The sequence below is a fragment of the Betaproteobacteria bacterium genome (assembly GCA_016194905.1).
Classification (GTDB): domain Bacteria; phylum Pseudomonadota; class Gammaproteobacteria; order Burkholderiales; family JACQAP01; genus JACQAP01.
The window spans coordinates 357,277-374,841 of the sequence record JACQAP010000008.1 but is presented as its reverse complement, the minus strand read 5'-3'; the positions used below and the strand labels follow the sequence as shown (position 1 = coordinate 374,841).

13 protein-coding genes, 2 pseudogenes and 2 riboswitches are annotated in these 17,565 nt (G+C 62.2%); of the genes and pseudogenes, 6 read left to right on the top strand and 9 right to left on the bottom strand.

Annotated elements, in window-relative coordinates:
* Positions 1 to 251: 251 nt before the first annotated feature.
* The 3 genes from HY067_05225 to HY067_05215 all read right to left on the bottom strand — a co-directional run bounded on the left by HY067_05225 (position 252) and on the right by HY067_05215 (position 4,698).
* Positions 252 to 800: a hypothetical protein gene (locus tag HY067_05225; protein ID MBI3527352.1), complete on the bottom strand. Its 549-nt coding sequence runs from the start codon at positions 798 to 800 to the stop codon at positions 252 to 254.
* Positions 801 to 863: 63 nt separating this feature from the next.
* Positions 864 to 1,367 (bottom strand): DUF1772 domain-containing protein, encoded by a 504-nt coding sequence (locus tag HY067_05220; GenBank protein ID MBI3527351.1) that lies wholly within the window; start codon positions 1,365 to 1,367, stop codon positions 864 to 866.
* 133 nt (positions 1,368 to 1,500) lie between these two features.
* On the bottom strand, positions 1,501 to 4,698 hold the full coding sequence (locus tag HY067_05215; GenBank protein ID MBI3527350.1) for a hypothetical protein: 3,198 nt from the start codon (positions 4,696 to 4,698) through the stop codon (positions 1,501 to 1,503).
* A gap of 657 nt (positions 4,699 to 5,355) precedes the next feature.
* Here HY067_05215 and HY067_05210 point away from each other — a divergent pair.
* The 5 genes from HY067_05210 (at position 5,356) to gcvP (ending at position 11,410) form a co-directional block, all read left to right on the top strand.
* Positions 5,356 to 5,784, top strand: coding sequence for a hypothetical protein (locus HY067_05210; GenBank protein ID MBI3527349.1), 429 nt, complete (start codon positions 5,356 to 5,358; stop codon positions 5,782 to 5,784).
* 80 nt (positions 5,785 to 5,864) lie between these two features.
* Entirely contained in the window at positions 5,865 to 6,131 is a 267-nt protein-coding gene (locus HY067_05205) for a hypothetical protein (protein MBI3527348.1), read from the top strand.
* Between the two features lie 486 nt (positions 6,132 to 6,617).
* Positions 6,618 to 6,719: riboswitch (glycine riboswitch) on the top strand.
* 8 nt (positions 6,720 to 6,727) lie between these two features.
* Positions 6,728 to 6,839, top strand: a riboswitch (glycine riboswitch).
* A 55-nt stretch (positions 6,840 to 6,894) separates the two neighbouring features.
* Positions 6,895 to 8,013, top strand: a complete 1,119-nt coding sequence (gene gcvT / locus HY067_05200; GenBank protein ID MBI3527347.1) for a glycine cleavage system aminomethyltransferase GcvT — start codon at positions 6,895 to 6,897, stop codon at positions 8,011 to 8,013.
* 74 nt (positions 8,014 to 8,087) lie between these two features.
* Positions 8,088 to 8,462 (top strand): glycine cleavage system protein GcvH, encoded by a 375-nt coding sequence (gene gcvH, locus HY067_05195; protein ID MBI3527346.1) that lies wholly within the window; start codon positions 8,088 to 8,090, stop codon positions 8,460 to 8,462.
* Positions 8,463 to 8,500: 38 nt separating this feature from the next.
* Positions 8,501 to 11,410, top strand: a complete 2,910-nt coding sequence (gcvP, locus tag HY067_05190) for an aminomethyl-transferring glycine dehydrogenase (protein MBI3527345.1) — start codon at positions 8,501 to 8,503, stop codon at positions 11,408 to 11,410.
* A gap of 279 nt (positions 11,411 to 11,689) precedes the next feature.
* Here gcvP and HY067_05185 read toward each other — a convergent pair whose 3' ends face one another.
* From HY067_05185 to HY067_05175, 3 genes and pseudogenes are all read right to left on the bottom strand, one after another.
* On the bottom strand, positions 11,690 to 11,902 hold the full coding sequence (locus HY067_05185) for a type II toxin-antitoxin system HicB family antitoxin (GenBank protein ID MBI3527344.1): 213 nt from the start codon (positions 11,900 to 11,902) through the stop codon (positions 11,690 to 11,692).
* Positions 11,903 to 11,909: 7 nt separating this feature from the next.
* A pseudogene (locus HY067_05180) lies at positions 11,910 to 12,098 on the bottom strand (type II toxin-antitoxin system HicA family toxin).
* Positions 12,099 to 12,222: 124 nt separating this feature from the next.
* The gene (locus HY067_05175; GenBank protein MBI3527343.1) at positions 12,223 to 13,149 is read right to left on the bottom strand and encodes a transposase; all 927 of its coding nucleotides are present in this window, start codon (positions 13,147 to 13,149) and stop codon (positions 12,223 to 12,225) included.
* Positions 13,150 to 13,468: 319 nt separating this feature from the next.
* Here HY067_05175 and HY067_05170 point away from each other — a divergent pair.
* Positions 13,469 to 13,759, top strand: a pseudogene (locus tag HY067_05170) (transposase).
* A gap of 19 nt (positions 13,760 to 13,778) precedes the next feature.
* Here the strand turns inward: HY067_05170 and HY067_05165 are convergent.
* The 3 genes from HY067_05165 to HY067_05155 all read right to left on the bottom strand — a co-directional run bounded on the left by HY067_05165 (position 13,779) and on the right by HY067_05155 (position 17,565).
* Positions 13,779 to 15,500, bottom strand: coding sequence for a potassium/proton antiporter (locus HY067_05165; protein MBI3527342.1), 1,722 nt, complete (start codon positions 15,498 to 15,500; stop codon positions 13,779 to 13,781).
* A gap of 288 nt (positions 15,501 to 15,788) precedes the next feature.
* Entirely contained in the window at positions 15,789 to 16,562 is a 774-nt protein-coding gene (locus HY067_05160; GenBank protein MBI3527341.1) for an ABC transporter permease, read from the bottom strand.
* A 202-nt stretch (positions 16,563 to 16,764) separates the two neighbouring features.
* Positions 16,765 to 17,565, bottom strand: a complete 801-nt coding sequence (locus HY067_05155) for an ABC transporter ATP-binding protein (protein MBI3527340.1) — start codon at positions 17,563 to 17,565, stop codon at positions 16,765 to 16,767.

Below are 17,565 nucleotides of genomic sequence, written 5' to 3'. Positions count from 1 at the left end.
ACCCGCGACGGCTGGCCCCCAATGACGGCTGGCCAGGGTAATGGCGCCGATCAGGGCCGGGACCAGAATCAGTTTTAAAATGAATAAGGTATCGATGGCTTGCTATGAACGAAGCGACGAGGGTTGCGTTTTGTCATGACTAGGTGGCACCACACAAACAATGAAGGCGCCTGGCATCTAGGTTACGGGGTCCGTGGAGAACAAGCCGGGCCGGGTACGACGATGCCGTTCCGCGCCCCTGTCACTTCATGTCAGGGCCACTCTGTCGAATACACAGCAAATATCCTATAGGGCCCAGGTTCCGTGTGCTTGAATTTTCCGCCCTCCAACAATTGCTGCGCGCGCTCGAAAGAAGCCAGCAAGCAATGCTGGTTGGTTTCCACTTCGGCAGCCAACGAGTTGCAGGACAGCGGGGAACATTCTGCGCTTGTCCTCACAGAGAAGGTCACGACATCGTAACCCTCCAATGCTTTCTCAGCCGGCAGGACGACTTGGGTTGTGAATGAAGCCTCCGGCTTGAAGGTCGTCCAATGACCTTCGGCATCATCGAACTCCAGTTCATGGACTTCGTAGAAGAAGAGCTTCGTTCCCGTCAGATCGATTGAGTTCTGCCGAGCCAACTGTACGATAATGTCTGGGGAGTCGAAAAACCAGTAGCCATTGTGTTTCCAGTAGTTAATGTAGTCGCCGAAGTCCTCCGACAAGCAACCGCTGACTGAGTAGACATCCGCCACCCGTTCGGCCTTGATCCAGTCCGGTCGAATGCTTACCCGCTTTGCCATATACCCAACCGGGATCATGCCGGCCCTAGCGATTTGGAGGGTTAAGCATTGCGTTCACGCTGGCGCTCTCATTCGGACGACTTAAGCGCCGGGCTGTAAGTGACAAAGCGCAATCGTGAATGATGCCGCCGCCGCGAGCGCCGTGATTGTCCGCACGTGGTTCCATCTCGTCCAACCGGCGGCGTAGTCGCGCCAGGCGCGGACGGCCTCGGAGTTCGACGCGTCGACGCGCGCCAGGACGTCGTTTCGCGGCACGTTGAAGGCCGCCGTCACCACAAAGTTGCCGATGAGATAGAGCGCGCCACCCGTCAACAACCAGACGGTACCCGGATGCTGCCAGTGCACAAGCGAATAGATGACCAGGAGCAGGCAAACCACGGTGGTTCCAAGGAAGAGGCCAAGGAACAACGGATTGAGAACCGCAACGTTGATGGACTGCATGGCTGCGATACCGCTGTCCGGACGGAGCCGGGCGAGGGCCTTCATCACGAAGTTCGAGAAGGCAAAGAAGAGGCCAGCCATCAGCCCGCAGCCAAGCGCGGCGAAGAACGTCACGGGGAACAGTAATTGGTCAACTAGCGGCATGGACTCGGCCCCGAAACGTGGAAAATTAATATTGACGCTCATCGGCCGCCGAAAGCGATCCCTAGAGCGTGTACTTGGTGCCCGAAAATGCGCTTTTAGTTACTTGACCGGAGCCCGTGTTACCGCGTACCGCTCAAGTCTGCTTGAGACTTTGGTAGATCGCCTGGGTATCAGCGGTTGGCTGAACCCCAAGCACAACCGACAGCAGGTCGCGACAGCGCCGGTAGACCTTCAGCGCCTCGGCATGGTTGCCGAGCTCGCGGTAGCAAATCATGAGGCCGCGGTAAAGGCTCTCGGCCAGATGGTCCAGCTCGATGCCGCGCTGATAAATGGCGGCGGCCTGCGCCCACTGCTGGTCTCGTTCGCATGACTGGGCCACACTCTCCACATAGCGCAGGAATTTGTCGCGCAGCCGCTCGCGGGCCGGGAGAATCCATGGTTGTGGCGCTTCCTGGCCCAGGAAATGGCCACGATATAGTTGCATCACGATGTCGAGGCCTTGTGCGGAGACCGCGCCGCCGTCGCGAGCACTTTCCAGTCGGCGCTCGAGTGCCCACACATCCACCCAGCAGCGCCTGGAATCGAGACTCAGCTTGCCGCTCGCCAGACTGAGGCTGTTGGCGGAGCCCAGCAACTGGCGCAGCCGATACAGCGTGTTCTCAAACGCGTGATAGGCGGCATCGCCTTCCGCATCCGGCCACAGTGCTTCGGTCAGCGCGCTCACCGCAACGTCGCTGCCGCCCAGGGCGATCAGGGCCTGCAACAGATCCAGCGGCCGTCTTTGCGTCTTGCGCGCGAAGCGGATCTCGACATCGTCCTTCAACACCAGGAATCGCCCCAGGGTATGGATCTTGATCGGCCAGGGCCACTCTTCGATGTCGCGCGCCTCGGGCACGAGGCCGTATTGCCGGATCAGGCTGTTGACGTATTGCGTATGAATTCCCGCCCGCAGCGCTTCGGCACAGAGCTGAGCCATGAACGCTGGATAGAAGCTGAACGCGAAGGACGCCGTTCCGCTGTACCGGGCCGGGTCGAATGCATCGGACAACAGCGCGTGGCAACGTTCCCGGTTGCCGCGCTTGAGCGCGATACAAGCTTCGATCAGATCATGGTCGCGCAGCGACTGCTCCAGGATGCTTCCCCGTATCAGACCCCGCGCCTCCTCCAGATATTGCAGGGCTTCCTCGTCTTTGCCGTCGGCCGCCAACGCAGCCGCCAGGTAGAACCGGAACAGCGACTGGTTGGGCTTCACGCCGACTTCGTCCATCAGCGCCATCGCCGCCCGCGCGTGTTCGACCGCGCCGGCTGTATTACCCAGAAGCATTGCGTAATTGGCTCGCGAACGATGCATCAGGCTGAGATCGAGGCGCTGCTGGGGATTGACCACGGCGTTCAAGGCCTGAAGCGTGGACGCCATGGTCGCCCGGTCGCCCTGGGCGAGCGCCAGCAGATTTCGGGCATGCAGCAATTCGGCCCGCACGCCTGTCAGGCCATGACGTTCGGCAATCTCGAAGGCCTGGTCCAGAGCGGCAGCGGCTTCTGCGTAATGCAGTTCCAGCCACAGGCGGTGGACGTAACGGACCAGCGAATACACGCGGGCCAGTGGCGCCACGTCCGGATGGCGAAGCAGGGATTCGATCAGTTGCCTGGCTTCGCGGGCACGCTCCCAGTCCGCGTTGAACCAATACAGCACCAGCACGACGGTGACGGCGCTGACTCGAAGGTTCGCATCCAGGTCGGTGACCGCGAGAGTCATGACCCGCTGGACGCAGACGGGAAGGAGAGGATGCTCCGGCCTGCGCCGCAGCAGCGCCATCAGCAGCCCCGAGTAAACCCGCAGTTCGACCTCTGCGGAGGGGAAGGCAGGATTGCGCGACAAAAGCTCGTCCAGCGCGTCGATCCAGCGATCCATGGGCTTGATGTATGCCCATTCAAAGTGATGGGTCTCGATAATCCCGGACGCCGTGACCATCTGGCCGATCTCGTCGCCGCGCTCTTTGAAGTCCGCAAACACCTGCTCGAGGATCTGGCGCGCCCGCGGGTGATCGACCTGGATCAAGGACCTCCCGTGCCAGTACGCAAGCCATGGCATCGCTTTCACCCGCTCTGCCGGCAGGGCGCTGATCCACTCGCGCAGCGTTTGCCCGCGGCCCTGGGCAAGCAGGCCGGGCGCCTGCTTCAGGATCAGTTCGGCGGCGGCGTTCCAATCATCGGCGCCGGTGTAAAGGCCGACCGCGTCTTCGAACTGGCCATTGGCTTCCAGCAACTGCGCAGCACGCCGTGCCAATTGAGTGAACTCGACGGGCGAATGGAACTCTCGCGCCCGCGCCAGCAGGAAGTCGCGGAACAGGTCGTGATATTGATAGGTGACTTCCGTACCGGCGCGCCGATCGATGAACAATTGATGCCGGTAGAGGTCGTTCAAAAGTTTCCCGGCATTGGAGCTCCCGCTCAATTGCTCGGCGAGGGCCGCCGTGACCCGGGGCAGAAAGGCGGTGGAAATCAGGATCTGCTGATCCTCGGGCGGCGCCTTGTCGAAGATCTCGCCGGCAAAGTAATTGAACGCCGCCTCGCGGGTTTCGGCCAGCACATGCTCCGGGGCAATGCCGTTACGCCGGATGCGTTCGAGCATGAGCGTCAGTCCAGCGGCCCATCCGCCGGATTGTTGATAGAGTGTGGCAAGCAAAGCCTCGTCCATGGGATGGGTCGCGCAGGCAATGCCGCGCGTTTCCTCCGGCGTCAAGCGCAGATCCTCCCAGCCCACGATCCCTACCGTCTTGTTGGCGACGAGCCTTGCAAAACGCGCGGGAGGCTCGCTGCGGCCCGCGACGATGACATTGACGCCCTCGGGAATCTCTTGCACCGAGTCCGCCAGCAGGGAATGGAACGCCACTTCGCCCAGCACTTCCTCGTAGTTGTTCAGGACCACGACCGCAGGGCGGGGTAGCCGCGCGTACAACTCACGGAAGAAACGGCGGCTGAACCCCGGCAGATCCGGAAGATATTCCGGGGTCAGCAGGGGCAGTGTTTGGTGGTCGCCCGTTAACTCTGACGCGGCCAAGCCCAGGTAGTAGAAGAAGGTGGCGGGGTCCACGTCCCCAGCGTCCACCTGGTACCACAGCCCTGGAAGCTGCCTGGCTTCGAGGTAGCTTGCTATCAGCGTGGTCTTGCCCGCTCCCGGAGGACCGGCCACCCAGACCAGCGGATGGGCGCGGCACTGATCCAGCAGATCGAACAGCCGCTGGCGCGGCAGCGCACCAAATAGTTTCGGCCGGCTTAATTTAGCTAGGGCACTGGACGGTTTGGCCAGAGCATTAGATGCCTTCGCCATGACAGGCGCTCCACGCGGGGGGACCGCGAACGGTGAGCCTAGGGGGCAAGTAGAGAACGTCTCTATGGTACGCCCAAACACCCTGCCGCACGGGAAGGTCCGAGGACTCGCATCGGGACTTCGAAAATGGGTTCGGATCGCCGTTCGCTCCAGTTCCCCGCGCTCCTGGAATTGGCAAGGTGCGACTGGCCAGACAGCCCCCCAATCGGTGGGCCATCTGTGGGCTTGCAGTGAGGAAAATCGATCGCTGAACAGGACTGCGAACGTGCCTTCGCCGAAAAGCGGATTTTTTCGGCCTCTTGGTTGCCGGACATAGGACATGTTCGGCGCGTAATTGCCGCCCCCACCCACCCTCTCCGGTTGCCCCTCATCCCGGGTTTTCTTCGATCCGTGAGCCAAGCGGGAGCCGTATCTGTCTATTCTGGTCACGCTTCGATGCGCATTCGGCGGTAACAGAGCGGAGGAAGATGAATTTGGTGCGTGGATGCCGATAGTTGATTAAAGCTCCTCCCGAACGATCGTACGTCAGCCCGGCTGCGTCGATTGTTTGTTTACCGACTGGGCGGGTCCCCTTCCGCCCAGTCGGATTTTTTTTGAGGAGCAAAGAAAATCACACTCCGTATAACAAAGGCCTGATCGATCTGGCAAAGGATCGCAATGGAATCATCTACCGTCTCGTCGCTTGTCGTAGAGCTTTTTACCAGCATCCAGTTGCTCGCCGGATACCCGGCACCGAAGGTGCTGCCCGAGATCCACGCGGTTCCACATGAGGAAATCGAGCAGCGTTTTTGCGCCGGCCCATGTCGGGTCAGGGCATTCTACGACCCGGCACAAGGCGTGTTCATCGACGACAGCCTGGACGTCAAGTCCGATATCTTCGCGCGCTCGATCCTTTTGCACGAACTGGTTCATCACGCGCAGAACGTAAGTCGAAAATTCGACACGATCGCGAACAAGTGTGCCCAAAACAGTTTCAAGGAATCGGACGCCTACGAGATCCAGAACCGCTATCTTGCCAGCATGCGCGACGGACACCACGCCTTTCCGATCAACCCGTTTCACCAGTGCGGGGGAGGCTGGTCGTAAGCAGTCTTGCCGGCACGCCGCAAAGCGCTTCACGCAACCGGGGCGGATGAGCGATCACTTCTTCTCGAAAGGAACCCCCTATGCGCCGGCTGATTCTGGCCCTGTCGTTGTTTCTCTCGGCTGACTGGGCAAACGCCGACCGCTACGCGCCCCGCAGCTTGAAGAGCGAAGACTGCTGCTGCAACGCACGGATGCAGGTGGCTGGTCCGTTCCTGTATCCGAACATCGAGCACCACTGGATGATCTTTTCCGACCTTCAGCACAATGTTTGCCCGGGCGAAGGGAGAGGCCGCCCGGCGAAGGGGACACGGTGGAAACGGACATTACCTCAAGTATCGCAAGACTGATCTGGCACCAAGGGAGCACAACCTATGATCGAGATGGAAGCACTCCAAGACGCCATCGACAGGATCGTTATCCACGCGGGGATCGATCCACCGCACTGATCATTTTCCCGGCGCCTTGCCCCGCGCGCGATTCGCGCAGCTCTGACAAAAACACCGCGGCGATGCGGTGACTCAACCGGATAACGTGAGAATCAATCGGCATTCCCGCCAATGACAGGGATTGAAGCCCTGCATCGCGAAATGCCTGATTCGCCACAGGCGTGAACTGCGCAATCTTGCACTCGCGCGAGCGGGTAAAAGGGGTGGAGATCAGCCACCTCCAGCCGATGGTTGGCGCGAAGTATCCCCGCGAAACCGCCTGTGCTCGGCAAAGACCCGTGCGATTGACCGCTCACCATGCGGTCGATACAGCCCCGCCCGGCAAAAAGCGGCGTTTGTTTTCCCTGTACCCACCGTCTCGACGCAAGGCATCGGTCGCTGCTACACTTGACGCCGTCAGGAGAGCGCTTCCACGTGAAGCCGCCGAAGGCGCAGCGCCCGCTGGTAGCGGGAGCACGAACGCTCAGGCTAAAGGACTGACAAACGCTTCCGTCGAAGCGTTCCTCGCTGGAGAGAGGCCCGCATCGAGTGGGCCCACCGAAGGGGCAAGCGGCCCGCCGTCGAACGCAGGCCGCCAATCTCTCAGGTAAAGCGGACAGAGAGGGCATCCCCGGTGCGGCTGGGCCGCACTGGTTCGAAGACTGCCCTCGCCAGCGCTGGAGCCATGTCCGCCACCGTTTTGCAAAAGACCCCGCTGCATGCTTTACACCTTGAACTGGGCGCGAAGATGGTGCCGTTCGCCGGTTACGACATGCCGGTGAGCTACCCCGCGGGCATTCTGGCCGAACACCGGCATTGCCGCGCATCGGCGGCGCTGTTCGATGTGTCGCACATGGGGCAGTTGCGCTTGCTGGGTGACAACGCAGCAAAGGCCTTGGAGTCACTGGTCCCGGTGGATGTGGTCGACCTGGCAGTGGGCAAGCAGCGCTACGGTTTCTTCACCAACGCCAGCGGCGGGATCCTGGACGATCTGATGATCACGCGGCGCGAGGGTGACCTGTTCGTCATCGTCAACGCGGCCTGCAAGGACGCCGACATCAAGCACCTGGTGACGCACATCGGCCATCGCTGCACGGTGCAGCCCCTGCCCGACCGGGCGTTGCTGGCCTTGCAAGGGCCCAGGGCGGTCACTGCGTTGTCGCGGCTCAACCCGGCGCTGGCAAAACTTACCTTCATGACCGGCATGAGCGCCACGCTGGCGGGCACGGATTGTTTTGTCGCCCGGTCCGGCTACACCGGTGAAGACGGCTTCGAGATTTCAGTGCCTGCCTCTCAAGCCGAGGCGCTGGCGCGCGCGCTGCTCGCGTCGACCGAGGTCCAGCCGGCCGGCTTGGGCGCGCGCGATACGTTGCGCCTCGAAGCCGGGTTGTGCCTGTACGGGCACGACATCAACAACGTCACAACGCCGGTGGAAGCGGGCCTGACCTGGGCCATCCAGAAAGTGCGCCGCGCGGGGGGTGCGCGCGCCGGCGGTTACCCCGGTGCGAACGTGATCGACGGGCAGTTGGCGCTTGGTGTCAGCACCAAGCGCGTCGGAATGGTCGGGCTGGAGCGTGTGCCGGTGCGTGAAGGTGCGTTGATCGTCGATGCGCAGGGCCATAGGCTCGGCCACGTGACCAGCGGCACGCTGGCGCCCACTGTCAACCACCCGATCGCGATGGCCTACCTCGCCGCCAACCACGCCTTGCCCAACCACGAGGTGTACGCGCAAGTGCGCGGCAAGAACCAGCCCATGCGTGTCAGCGCCATGCCCTTTACACCTCACCGCTATTTCCGCGGCTGACGGCGCCATCCACCATCACTCTCGCTTGTCATTGCCGAAGCGGCCAAGGACATTCGACAACCTGAGGAGAACCCATGACGACGAAGTACACGCCCGATCACGAATGGATCAACATCGAGGACCATGAGGCCGCCACCGTCGGCATCACGCACCACGCGCAGGACGCGTTGGGCGATGTGGTGTTCGTCGATCTGCCGGCGATCGGCAGCCGCTTCAAGAAGGGCGATGTGGCCGGAGTGGTCGAGTCGGTGAAAGCGGCTTCGGACCTGTACATGCCGCTGAGCGGCGAAGTCGTCGAGGTCAACGAAGCGTTGCGCGCCGATCCGTCCCTGGCCAACACCGATCCAATGGGTCACGGCTGGTTCTTCAAGGTTCATGTGGCCGACATGGGCGAGTTCGAACAACTGATGGACGGGCCAGCCTATGACCTGCTCGTGAAAAACGCGTGACCACGCCTCGTCGAGAAGTTCCACTGCGGGAAGCGCCCATGTCGATGCCCGCCCAAAAGCCGCTCTTCGAGCTTGAAAACGCCGCCGAATTCATTGCCCGCCACATCGGCGTTCAGTCAGACGGTGAACGCCACATGCTGTCGGTCATCGGCGCCGCATCGAGGCGCGCGCTGATCGAGGCCATCGTCCCCCGCGGCATTGCGCGCAGCCGGCCCATGGCGTTGCCGGCAGTGCTGTCCGAGGCGCGGGCGTTGGCCGAATTGAAACGCATCGCCGCGCAGAACAAGGTGCTCAGAAGCTGTATCGGTCAGGGGTACCACGGCACGCACACGCCCGCTGTCATCTTGCGCAACGTGCTCGAAAACCCGGCGTGGTACACCGCCTACACGCCTTATCAGGCGGAGATTTCCCAGGGCCGCATGGAAGCGCTGGTCAACTTCCAGACCATGGTGTGCGACCTGACCGGCATGGCCATCGCCGGCGCGTCGATGCTCGACGAGGCCACGGCGGCCGCCGAAGCCATGACGCTGGCGATGCGGGTGGGCAAGAGCAAATCGACGACCTTCTTCGTTGCCGACGATGTGCTGCCGCAAACGCTGGAAGTGGTGCGGACCCGCGCCAGGCCGCTGGGTATTTCGGTGGTCACGGGCGCCGCCGGCGCTGCAGGCGACACCGAGGCATTCGCGGTGCTGCTGCAATACCCCGGTGTCAATGGCGTGGTGCGCGACCTGAAGCCGATCAGCGACGCGGTGCATGCGCGCGGTGGCATGGTCATCGTCGCCGCCGATCTGCTGGCGCTGACGCTGATCACCTCACCCGGCGAAATGGGCGCGGACATCGCAGTGGGTAACGCGCAGCGTTTCGGCATGCCCATGGGCAACGGCGGGCCGCATGCGGCCTACCTGGCCACCAGGGACGAGTTCAAGCGCTCCATGCCGGGCCGGCTCGTGGGCGTGAGCGTCGACGTGCATGGTGCGCCGGCCTACCGCCTGGCGCTGCAGACGCGCGAGCAGCACATCCGCCGCGAGAAAGCCACCAGCAACATCTGCACGGCACAAGTGCTTCCCGCGGTGGTGGCCAGCATGTACGCGGTCTATCACGGCCCCGAAGGCCTGAAGCGAATCGCACGCCGCGTGGCCGGCTACGCGGCAGTGCTGGCGTCGGGCTTGTGGCAGCTCGGCTGCACGCTGCTGAATTCCAGCGCCTTCGACACGGTGCAAATCGACACCGGCGCCAACACTGACGCCGTGATGCAGGCGGCGCGCGATGCGGGCTACAACCTGCGCCGCGATTCGGCGACGAGCGTGGGCATCACGCTCGACGAGACGACGACGCGCGAGGACATCTCGGCGCTGTGGACGCTGTTTGCCGGTCACCAGACCTTGCCCGGTTTCGACCGGTTCGAAAAAGGCATTGCCTCGCTGATCCCGCCGTCGCTGGCGCGCACCAGCGCCTTCCTCACGCACCCGGTGTTCAACCGCCACCACAGCGAGACCGACATGCTGCGCTACATCCGCAGCCTGGCCGACAAGGACCTGGCGCTGGACCGCACGATGATCCCGTTGGGCTCGTGCACGATGAAGCTCAACGCCACCAGCGAGATGATTCCGATGACCTGGCCGGAGTTCGCCAACCTGCACCCCTTCGCGCCGCGCGACCAACTGGCCGGCTACGACACGCTGCGCGAGCAGCTCGAAGCCTGGCTGTGCCAGGCCACCGGCTACAGTGGCGTCAGCCTGCAACCCAACGCCGGCTCGCAAGGTGAATACGCCGGCCTGCTGATCATCAAGGCCTGCCACGAGGCGCGTGGTGAAGGACAACGCAACATCTGCCTGATTCCGGAGTCGGCGCATGGCACCAACCCGGCAAGTGCACACATGGCGGGCATGCAGGTGGTGGTAACGAAGTGCGATGCCGAGGGCAACGTCGATCTGGCGGACCTGAAGGCCAAGTGCGAGCAGCACAGTGAGCGGCTCGGCGCAGTGATGATCACCTACCCATCTACCTATGGCGTGTTCGACACGCATGTGAAGGAACTGTGCGCGTTGGTCCACCGCCATGGCGGCCGTGTCTATGTCGATGGCGCGAACCTAAACGCGCTGGTGGGATTGGCGGCACCCGGCGAGTTCGGCGGCGATGTGAGCCACCTCAATTTGCACAAGACCTTCTGCATTCCGCACGGCGGCGGCGGCCCGGGTGTCGGCCCGGTGTGCGTGGTGGCGGACCTGGTGCCTTTCCTGCCGGCACATCGCAGCGCCGGCCCGGGCACTGACAAGCAGGTGGGCGCCGTCAGCGCCGCCCCGCTCGGCAACGCCGCAGTGCTGCCGATCAGTTGGATGTACATGCGCATGATGGGCGCCGAGGGATTACGGGCGGCCACCGAGACCGCGATCCTGTCGGCGAACTACATCGCCGCGCGTCTGGCTGACCACTACGAGGTGCACTACAGCGGCAACATCGCCGGCATCAAGGGCGGCGGCGTGGCGCACGAGTGCATCCTCGATCTGCGTCCCTTGAAGGACAACACCGGCGGGGCCCACGGCATCAGCGCCGAAGACGTGGCCAAACGCCTGATCGACTACGGCTTCCACGCGCCGACACTGAGCTTCCCGGTGGCCGGCACGCTGATGGTCGAACCCACCGAGAGCGAATCGCTGGAGGAGCTGGACCGTTTTTGCGACGCCATGATTGCCATCCGCGCCGAAATCGCCAAGGTCGAGGCCGGCCAATGGCCGCAGGCCGACAACCCGCTGAAGAACGCACCGCACACGGCGGAAGCCTTGCTCAAGAGCGATTGGCCGCATGCCTACTCGCGCGAAGAAGCCGCCTATCCGATGGCGGCGTTGCGCAAGACCAAATACTGGTCACCCGTGGGCAGGGTGGACAACGTCTGGGGCGACCGCAACCTGTTCTGTTCCTGCCCGCCGCTCAGCCGCGATGAGGCTTAGCGTGGCCGCCAGAGAACAGGCAGGAAACCTTTCCACGGCTTGCGTAAGGCAAACCGCGTCCATCATGGCAACGACGGTCGGACCGGCACGGGACAAAGCCGATAACTCTGCTGATCGAGGCTTGATCGCTCTGAGCGTGTGGCTACCCGTGCGCAGATTCCATGTCGGCACGAGCCCTCAGAGGCTCACAACAGATGCGGGATAGTCGACTGCAACCGATTCCCGCGTTGAACGGCGAGAAGAAGCGAAGCTTCTGTGCGTCCGGTTTCGAACGCGTTGTTATGCTGCAATATCGACGTATTCGACGCGGCTCGCGGGTGGCGGAATGGGAGTGCCATCTTCACGCATACCCTCAAGATGAAACTCAATTGCTTCGCGAATTTTGGATTCGACTTCCTCAACGCTGGCGCCGGTAGCTACACACCCCGGCAGGTCCGGAACGTACGCTGAGAAATTGCCTTCGGCCTTTTCGATTACGATCGCATAGCGCATAAGTCCCTCATTTCTTTAGACCAGACTGTTTCAGAATACTGTTTAACGTGCCGGGTGCCAAGTCGTCGGCAGGTTTGCCAGGGACCGTGACACGGCCGGGTTTCACAGAATGCTTGAACTGACGGTGGCTGCCGCGTGTTGCCACGAGAACCTACCCATCCTCGTTGAGCATTCGCAGTATTTCACTGACCTTCATTTAGTCAGCATATCAAGGTGTCGGCATCTAGGCAGACCGATCCCTTTTTGCGGCATAACGTCCCGCATAACGCGCCCGAGACAGCGGCGAGGGAGCAATAGAGCAATAGGGTCAGGCCTATACATTATAGCTTCGCGACGATTTGATTCAGCGTCTCATCAACCGGCAGCGATTCGATCTCGCTCTGGATCTGCGCGATCCGTCCAATGGTCAACCCGGCCATCGCCGCGACTTCCCGCAGGCTCAGATTGGCCCGCCGGCGCAGCAGATACACCGCCTGCTTGAATGCAGGCCCGCTCTGGCGCTGTAGCGTCGCAGCCGGCGCGATGCCGTAGGCGTCGGCGACCGCGCGGAGCACCGTCTGCGCGCCGGGGCGATTCGGGTTGAGCTGGCGGCGCGAGACGCCTTTCGGCGCGGTCCCGGGCAAACGCTTGTGCATCCGGGCGTGGAAAGCGTCCGATCCCAGATAGATCTGCCCCTTGAGCTGCTCCCAGGGAGAGGGCTGCTTGAGACCTTGCGCCACAAAGCGCTCGTACGCTCTGCGGGCAGGCGCGCCTTGACCAAACAGGTCGAGCACGGCTTCGGCGGCGAGCCAGGGCGGACACGGTATCGCCCCCGCCGTCGGCAGATAACTGCTCCAATGCCAGTCCTTCACCGTAGCCACCATCCCGGCGCGCACCGGATTGAGGACCACATAGCGGCACAGCTCCAGCAAATAGGATTGCCGGTCGACCAGGATCGACTTGTAGCGCCCCTGCAACACATGGCCTACCCGGCCGTGGCGACGATTGAAGGCTTGGGTATAGACCCCGTTCAACCTGCGCATGCCCTGGACCAAATTCGGTTCAGGGGTGTCGAGCAACAAATGGTAGTGGTTGCCCATCAGGCAGAATGCGTAGAGCCGCCAGCCTTGCTGGAGGACTTCCTTGGCGAGCCGGTCGAGGAAAACCAGCCGGTCTTCGTCGTCTTCGAAGATGGGTTCCTGACGATCGCCGCGCGCAGTCAGGTGATAGCAGGCGCCAGCAAATTCCAAGCGTAACGGACGGGCCATCGCAGAACTCTACGCGATCGCGCCTATAATGTATAGGCCTGACCCCTTCGGTTTGCATGCGATGGGGATCGGTAAGACCTTCTTCTTGGGCCGCATATGTATCACGAGCTGCGACTGTAAGGTGGTATGCGAACAGGACTAGAAAACGCAACTGCTCGGCAGCGCTTAATTTCGAGAAAAAGACAGATGCTTGCGAGGAATCAATCATCCGAGTTCTTGCAGCTAACGAGGCTGTAGAAAAAGTCTACCGCGATCTTGCTCCTGTCATGAGCGTGCTGCAAGATTGGGACATTGAGATTTTGTGGGAAATGACACTACTATGGCCCGCAACAAGACGATTGATACGAGTCCCAAGTTTCTTCCCGTTGATCTTTCCCGGCAGTTACTCCCCGGCACCTTCGAACATGCGCTCCATCACCTGCTCGATCACGAGCTCGACTTGTCCAGCTTCGATGAGCGCTTCTGCAACGATGAGACCGGCGCCCCCGCTTACCCGCCAGCGGTGCTGCTCAAGGTGATCCTGTTTGCCTACTCCCGGGGCATGGTGGGCAGCCGCCCGATCGAGCAAGCCTGCCGGGAGAACGTGATGTTCATGGCTTTGTCCGAGGATGCGTTGTAGTCGGCAGGTTTTATTTGTCCCGGACGATGATGCCGACTTTGGAAACCTGGCCTTCCCGCATCTCACGCACCACCAGGTTCAGCTTGCCGAAGCGCACGTAGTCGCCCACGTCCGGGCGGCGGCGGAACTGGCGGTCGATGTACTGCGCGAGCGACATGGAACTGATCGCCTGCGGAACCTCTCCGCCGTACATTTCTACGACTTCGCCCAGCGGCGCATCGCCGTTCAGCGTGAACGTGCCGAAGAATCGCTGCTGCTCGGATTCTTCCAGATCGTCGGCCGGCACGAACAGCAGATCGAGTACGGTCAAGTGCTCGCTCGGCGTGATCACGTACACCAGATCTCCCGCGGCGACTTCCAGCCGGCTGATGGACTCGAGTGATTTTCCGTCACGGAATGCGGCCACCACGCGGACGTCGGCGGGCAGCGCGAGCTGGATCACTGTCCGGCCGATTGCGGCGCTCAGCTCATTCACACGATAGCCGAGCAATTGCAGCCCCGCCCTCCCCGGCACTTCGACGTACTCAGAATAGTAAGGCGCATGCTCCTTCGGCAGCTTCAATCGCAACAGGTCCGCCAGCGGTGCGACGGTCCAGCCTTGCACCAGCAACGACGCCAGCACCACGAAGAACGCGACATTGAAATAGATCGACGACAGCGGCAGGCCGGCCAGGACCGGAAACAGCGCCAGCACAATCGGCACCGCGCCGCGCAAACCGGTCCACGAGATGAACACCTGCTCGCGCAGCGGAAATCTGAACGGAAGCAGCGATACCCCGACCGCGAGCGGCCGCGCGACGAACATCAGCACCGCCGCAACCCCGATTGCGCCGAAACCGATATCGAACAGCGCGCCGGGCGAGACCAGAAGCCCAAGCATCAGAAACAGGGCGATCTGCGACAGCCAGGCGAGTCCGTCGTGTACGCGCAGGATGTTCCCCGCGGTGTGTACGCGGCTGTTGCCGAGAACGAGTCCGGCGAGATAGATCGCAAGGAAGCCGCTGCCGTCCAGGACCGTCGTGCCGGCGTAGATTGCCAACCCGCCTGCCATGGCCAGAAGCGGATAGAGTCCACTCGCGAGCGTCACGCGATTGAGCAGCCAGACCAGCAGCTTGCCGCCGCCGATTCCGGTCAGTGCGCCGAGCCCGAACTGCTGGACGAAGTGCCAGAGCAGCGACCAGCCGGGTGCGTGCTGATCGGCTCCGACGATATGGATCAGCGACAAGGTCAGGAACACGGCCATCGGATCGTTGCAGCCCGACTCGATTTCGAGCGTGGCGCCGACCCGCTGCTTGAGCCGCATGCCCGCCGCGTGCAACAGCGAAAACACCGCCGCCGCATCGGTCGAGCCGATGATGGCACCGATCAACATGCCTTCCATCAATCCGAGCCCGAGAATGCGGGAGGCGCCATAGCCCACGATCGCCGTCGTCAGCACCACGCCCACCGTGGCGAGCGACACCGCCGGCCACAAACCGACGCGGAAGGTTTCGTAGCGGGTGCGCATGCCGCCGTCGAACAGGATGACGGCCAGCGCCATGGTGCCGACCAGGTAGGCGACCTGATAGTCGCCGAAGCGGATGTGCCCCGGCCCATCCTCGCCGGCCAGCATGCCGATGCCGAGAAATACGAACAGGAGCGGTGCACCGGTGCGCGCCGAAAGCGTGCTGGCGAGGATGCTCAGCAGCACCATTACGGCGCCGATCAGGATGGCGTGATTGGAAAAGTCCAAGTGCGTTTTCTTGTTGAGAGGCCCGAACCCGTTTCTAGCACGGACTGGCCATTGCGCTCAAGACAATCAAATAACGTGAACCACGGAGGGCACGGAGGAAATGCAAGAAAGAGGAAAACCAGGATTGGGGTAACAGCAGTGATACTTTGCGAACCTGTGCCGTCAACTTTCTTCCGCTACGGGGGCCGTCCACAGATGCACGGCTTTTAACCCAGCGCCCTTCTTTTCTCGTGATTTTCCTCCGTGTCCTCCGTGTTCTCCGTGGTTCATTCTGGAATTCGCCGTAGATCAGGAAGCGGAAGAGACGCTGCCCGGTCGCCAGCGCAGCAGGCGTCTTTCGGCGAGGGTGACGGCGTAGTCGAGGACCAGGGCGCAGGCGGTCAGCACCAGCACCCCGGCGAAGACCGTATTGATGTCGAAGACGCCCTCCGCCTGCAGGATCAGATAGCCGACGCCGCGGGCGGAACCGAGGTATTCGCCGACCACGGCCCCGACGAAGGCCATGCCGACGGAGGCGTGCAGGCTGGAGAACACCCAGGCTGTCGCGCTTGGCAGATAGACATGTCGCAGCAACTGCCGGCCGTTTGCGCCGAGCATGCGCGCGTTCGCGAGTATCGTGGGGCTGACTTCGCGCACGCCGTTATAGACGCTGAAGAAGACGATGAAGAACACCAGCGTGATCCCGAGCATGACCTTGGACTTGATGTCCAGCCCGAACCAGACCGCAAAGATCGGCGCCAGAATCACGCGCGGCATGGAATTGAGCGCGGTGATATACGGATTCAGCAATTTCGCCGCGAAGTCGGAGAGCGCCAGCCACAGGCCGAATACCAGGCCGAGCGCGGTGCCGATGACGAAGGCGAGGAGAGTCTCGATCAGCGTTACCCCGAGATGGGGATAGATCTTGCCGCTGATGAACCAGTCGCGCACGCGCGCCAGTACGACCAGCGGTTCGCCGAAAAAGAATTTCGGCAGCGTTTCCGTCGCGGCCAGCACGTGCCAGAGCACGAACAACCCGATCAGCAGCCCGACCTGGCAGACAACAAGCGTCCCACGTTTCATATCAACCTTGAACCACGGAGGACACGGAGGGCACGGAGGAAACCCGGGATAAGTCAACGCGTCGAAAACTGGATGTGGATTCTTCCCCGGAGTCGGAGTCAGTTGTTGCCGCGATTTCCCTGCAGGTCATACTAAGTAAGTTTACCTTTGCCTTTTTCATTTCTCCGTGTTCTCCGTGGTTACAGGACTTGAAGTTGCTTTTTCAATCCAGCGAATGCGCATAGGCTTTCTGCACTTCGTCGCGCAGGGCCTGCCAGATCAGCTTGTGCAGTTCGACGAAGCGCGGGGTCAGCCTTATTTCGGATACGTCGCGCGGACGCGGCAGGTCGATGGCGAACTCGCCGATCAACCGGCTGGCCGGTCCCGCCGACATCACCACGACGCGATCGGACAGCGAGATGGCCTCCTCGAGATCGTGCGTAACGAACACCACCGACTTGCGGTCCTGCGCCCATAAGTTCAGCAATTCGTTCTCCATCAGGCTGCGGGTCTGCACGTCCAGGGCCGAGAACGGTTCGTCCATCAGCAGGATCTTGGGATCGAGAATCAGCGTCTGCGCCAGCGCGACGCGCTTTCTCATGCCGCCGGAGAGTTCGTGCGGATACTTGTGCCCGTGGGCGGCGAGCCCGACGCGCTTGAGCCAGTGCGCCGCGCGTGCGCGCGCCTCTTCCGCATCGCCGCCACGGAACTCCAGCCCGGCCGTCACGTTCTGCAATGCCGTACGCCAGGGCATCAGCGCTTCGCTCTGGAACAAATAACCGGCCCGCCTGTTGATGCCCTGTAGTTTCTCCCCGAACACGGTCACGCTTCCGCGCGTGGGCGTCAGCAGCCCGGCAGCCACATTCAACAGCGTGGATTTGCCGCAGCCGGTGGGGCCGACCACCGACACGAACTCGCCTTCCAGCACAGCGAGATTCACATCTGCGACGGCGGTGTAACCGGCGTTGCCCCCTCGCGCGGCAAAGGTGCAGGTCACGCCTTCCAGTCCCAGCGAACTTTTCAT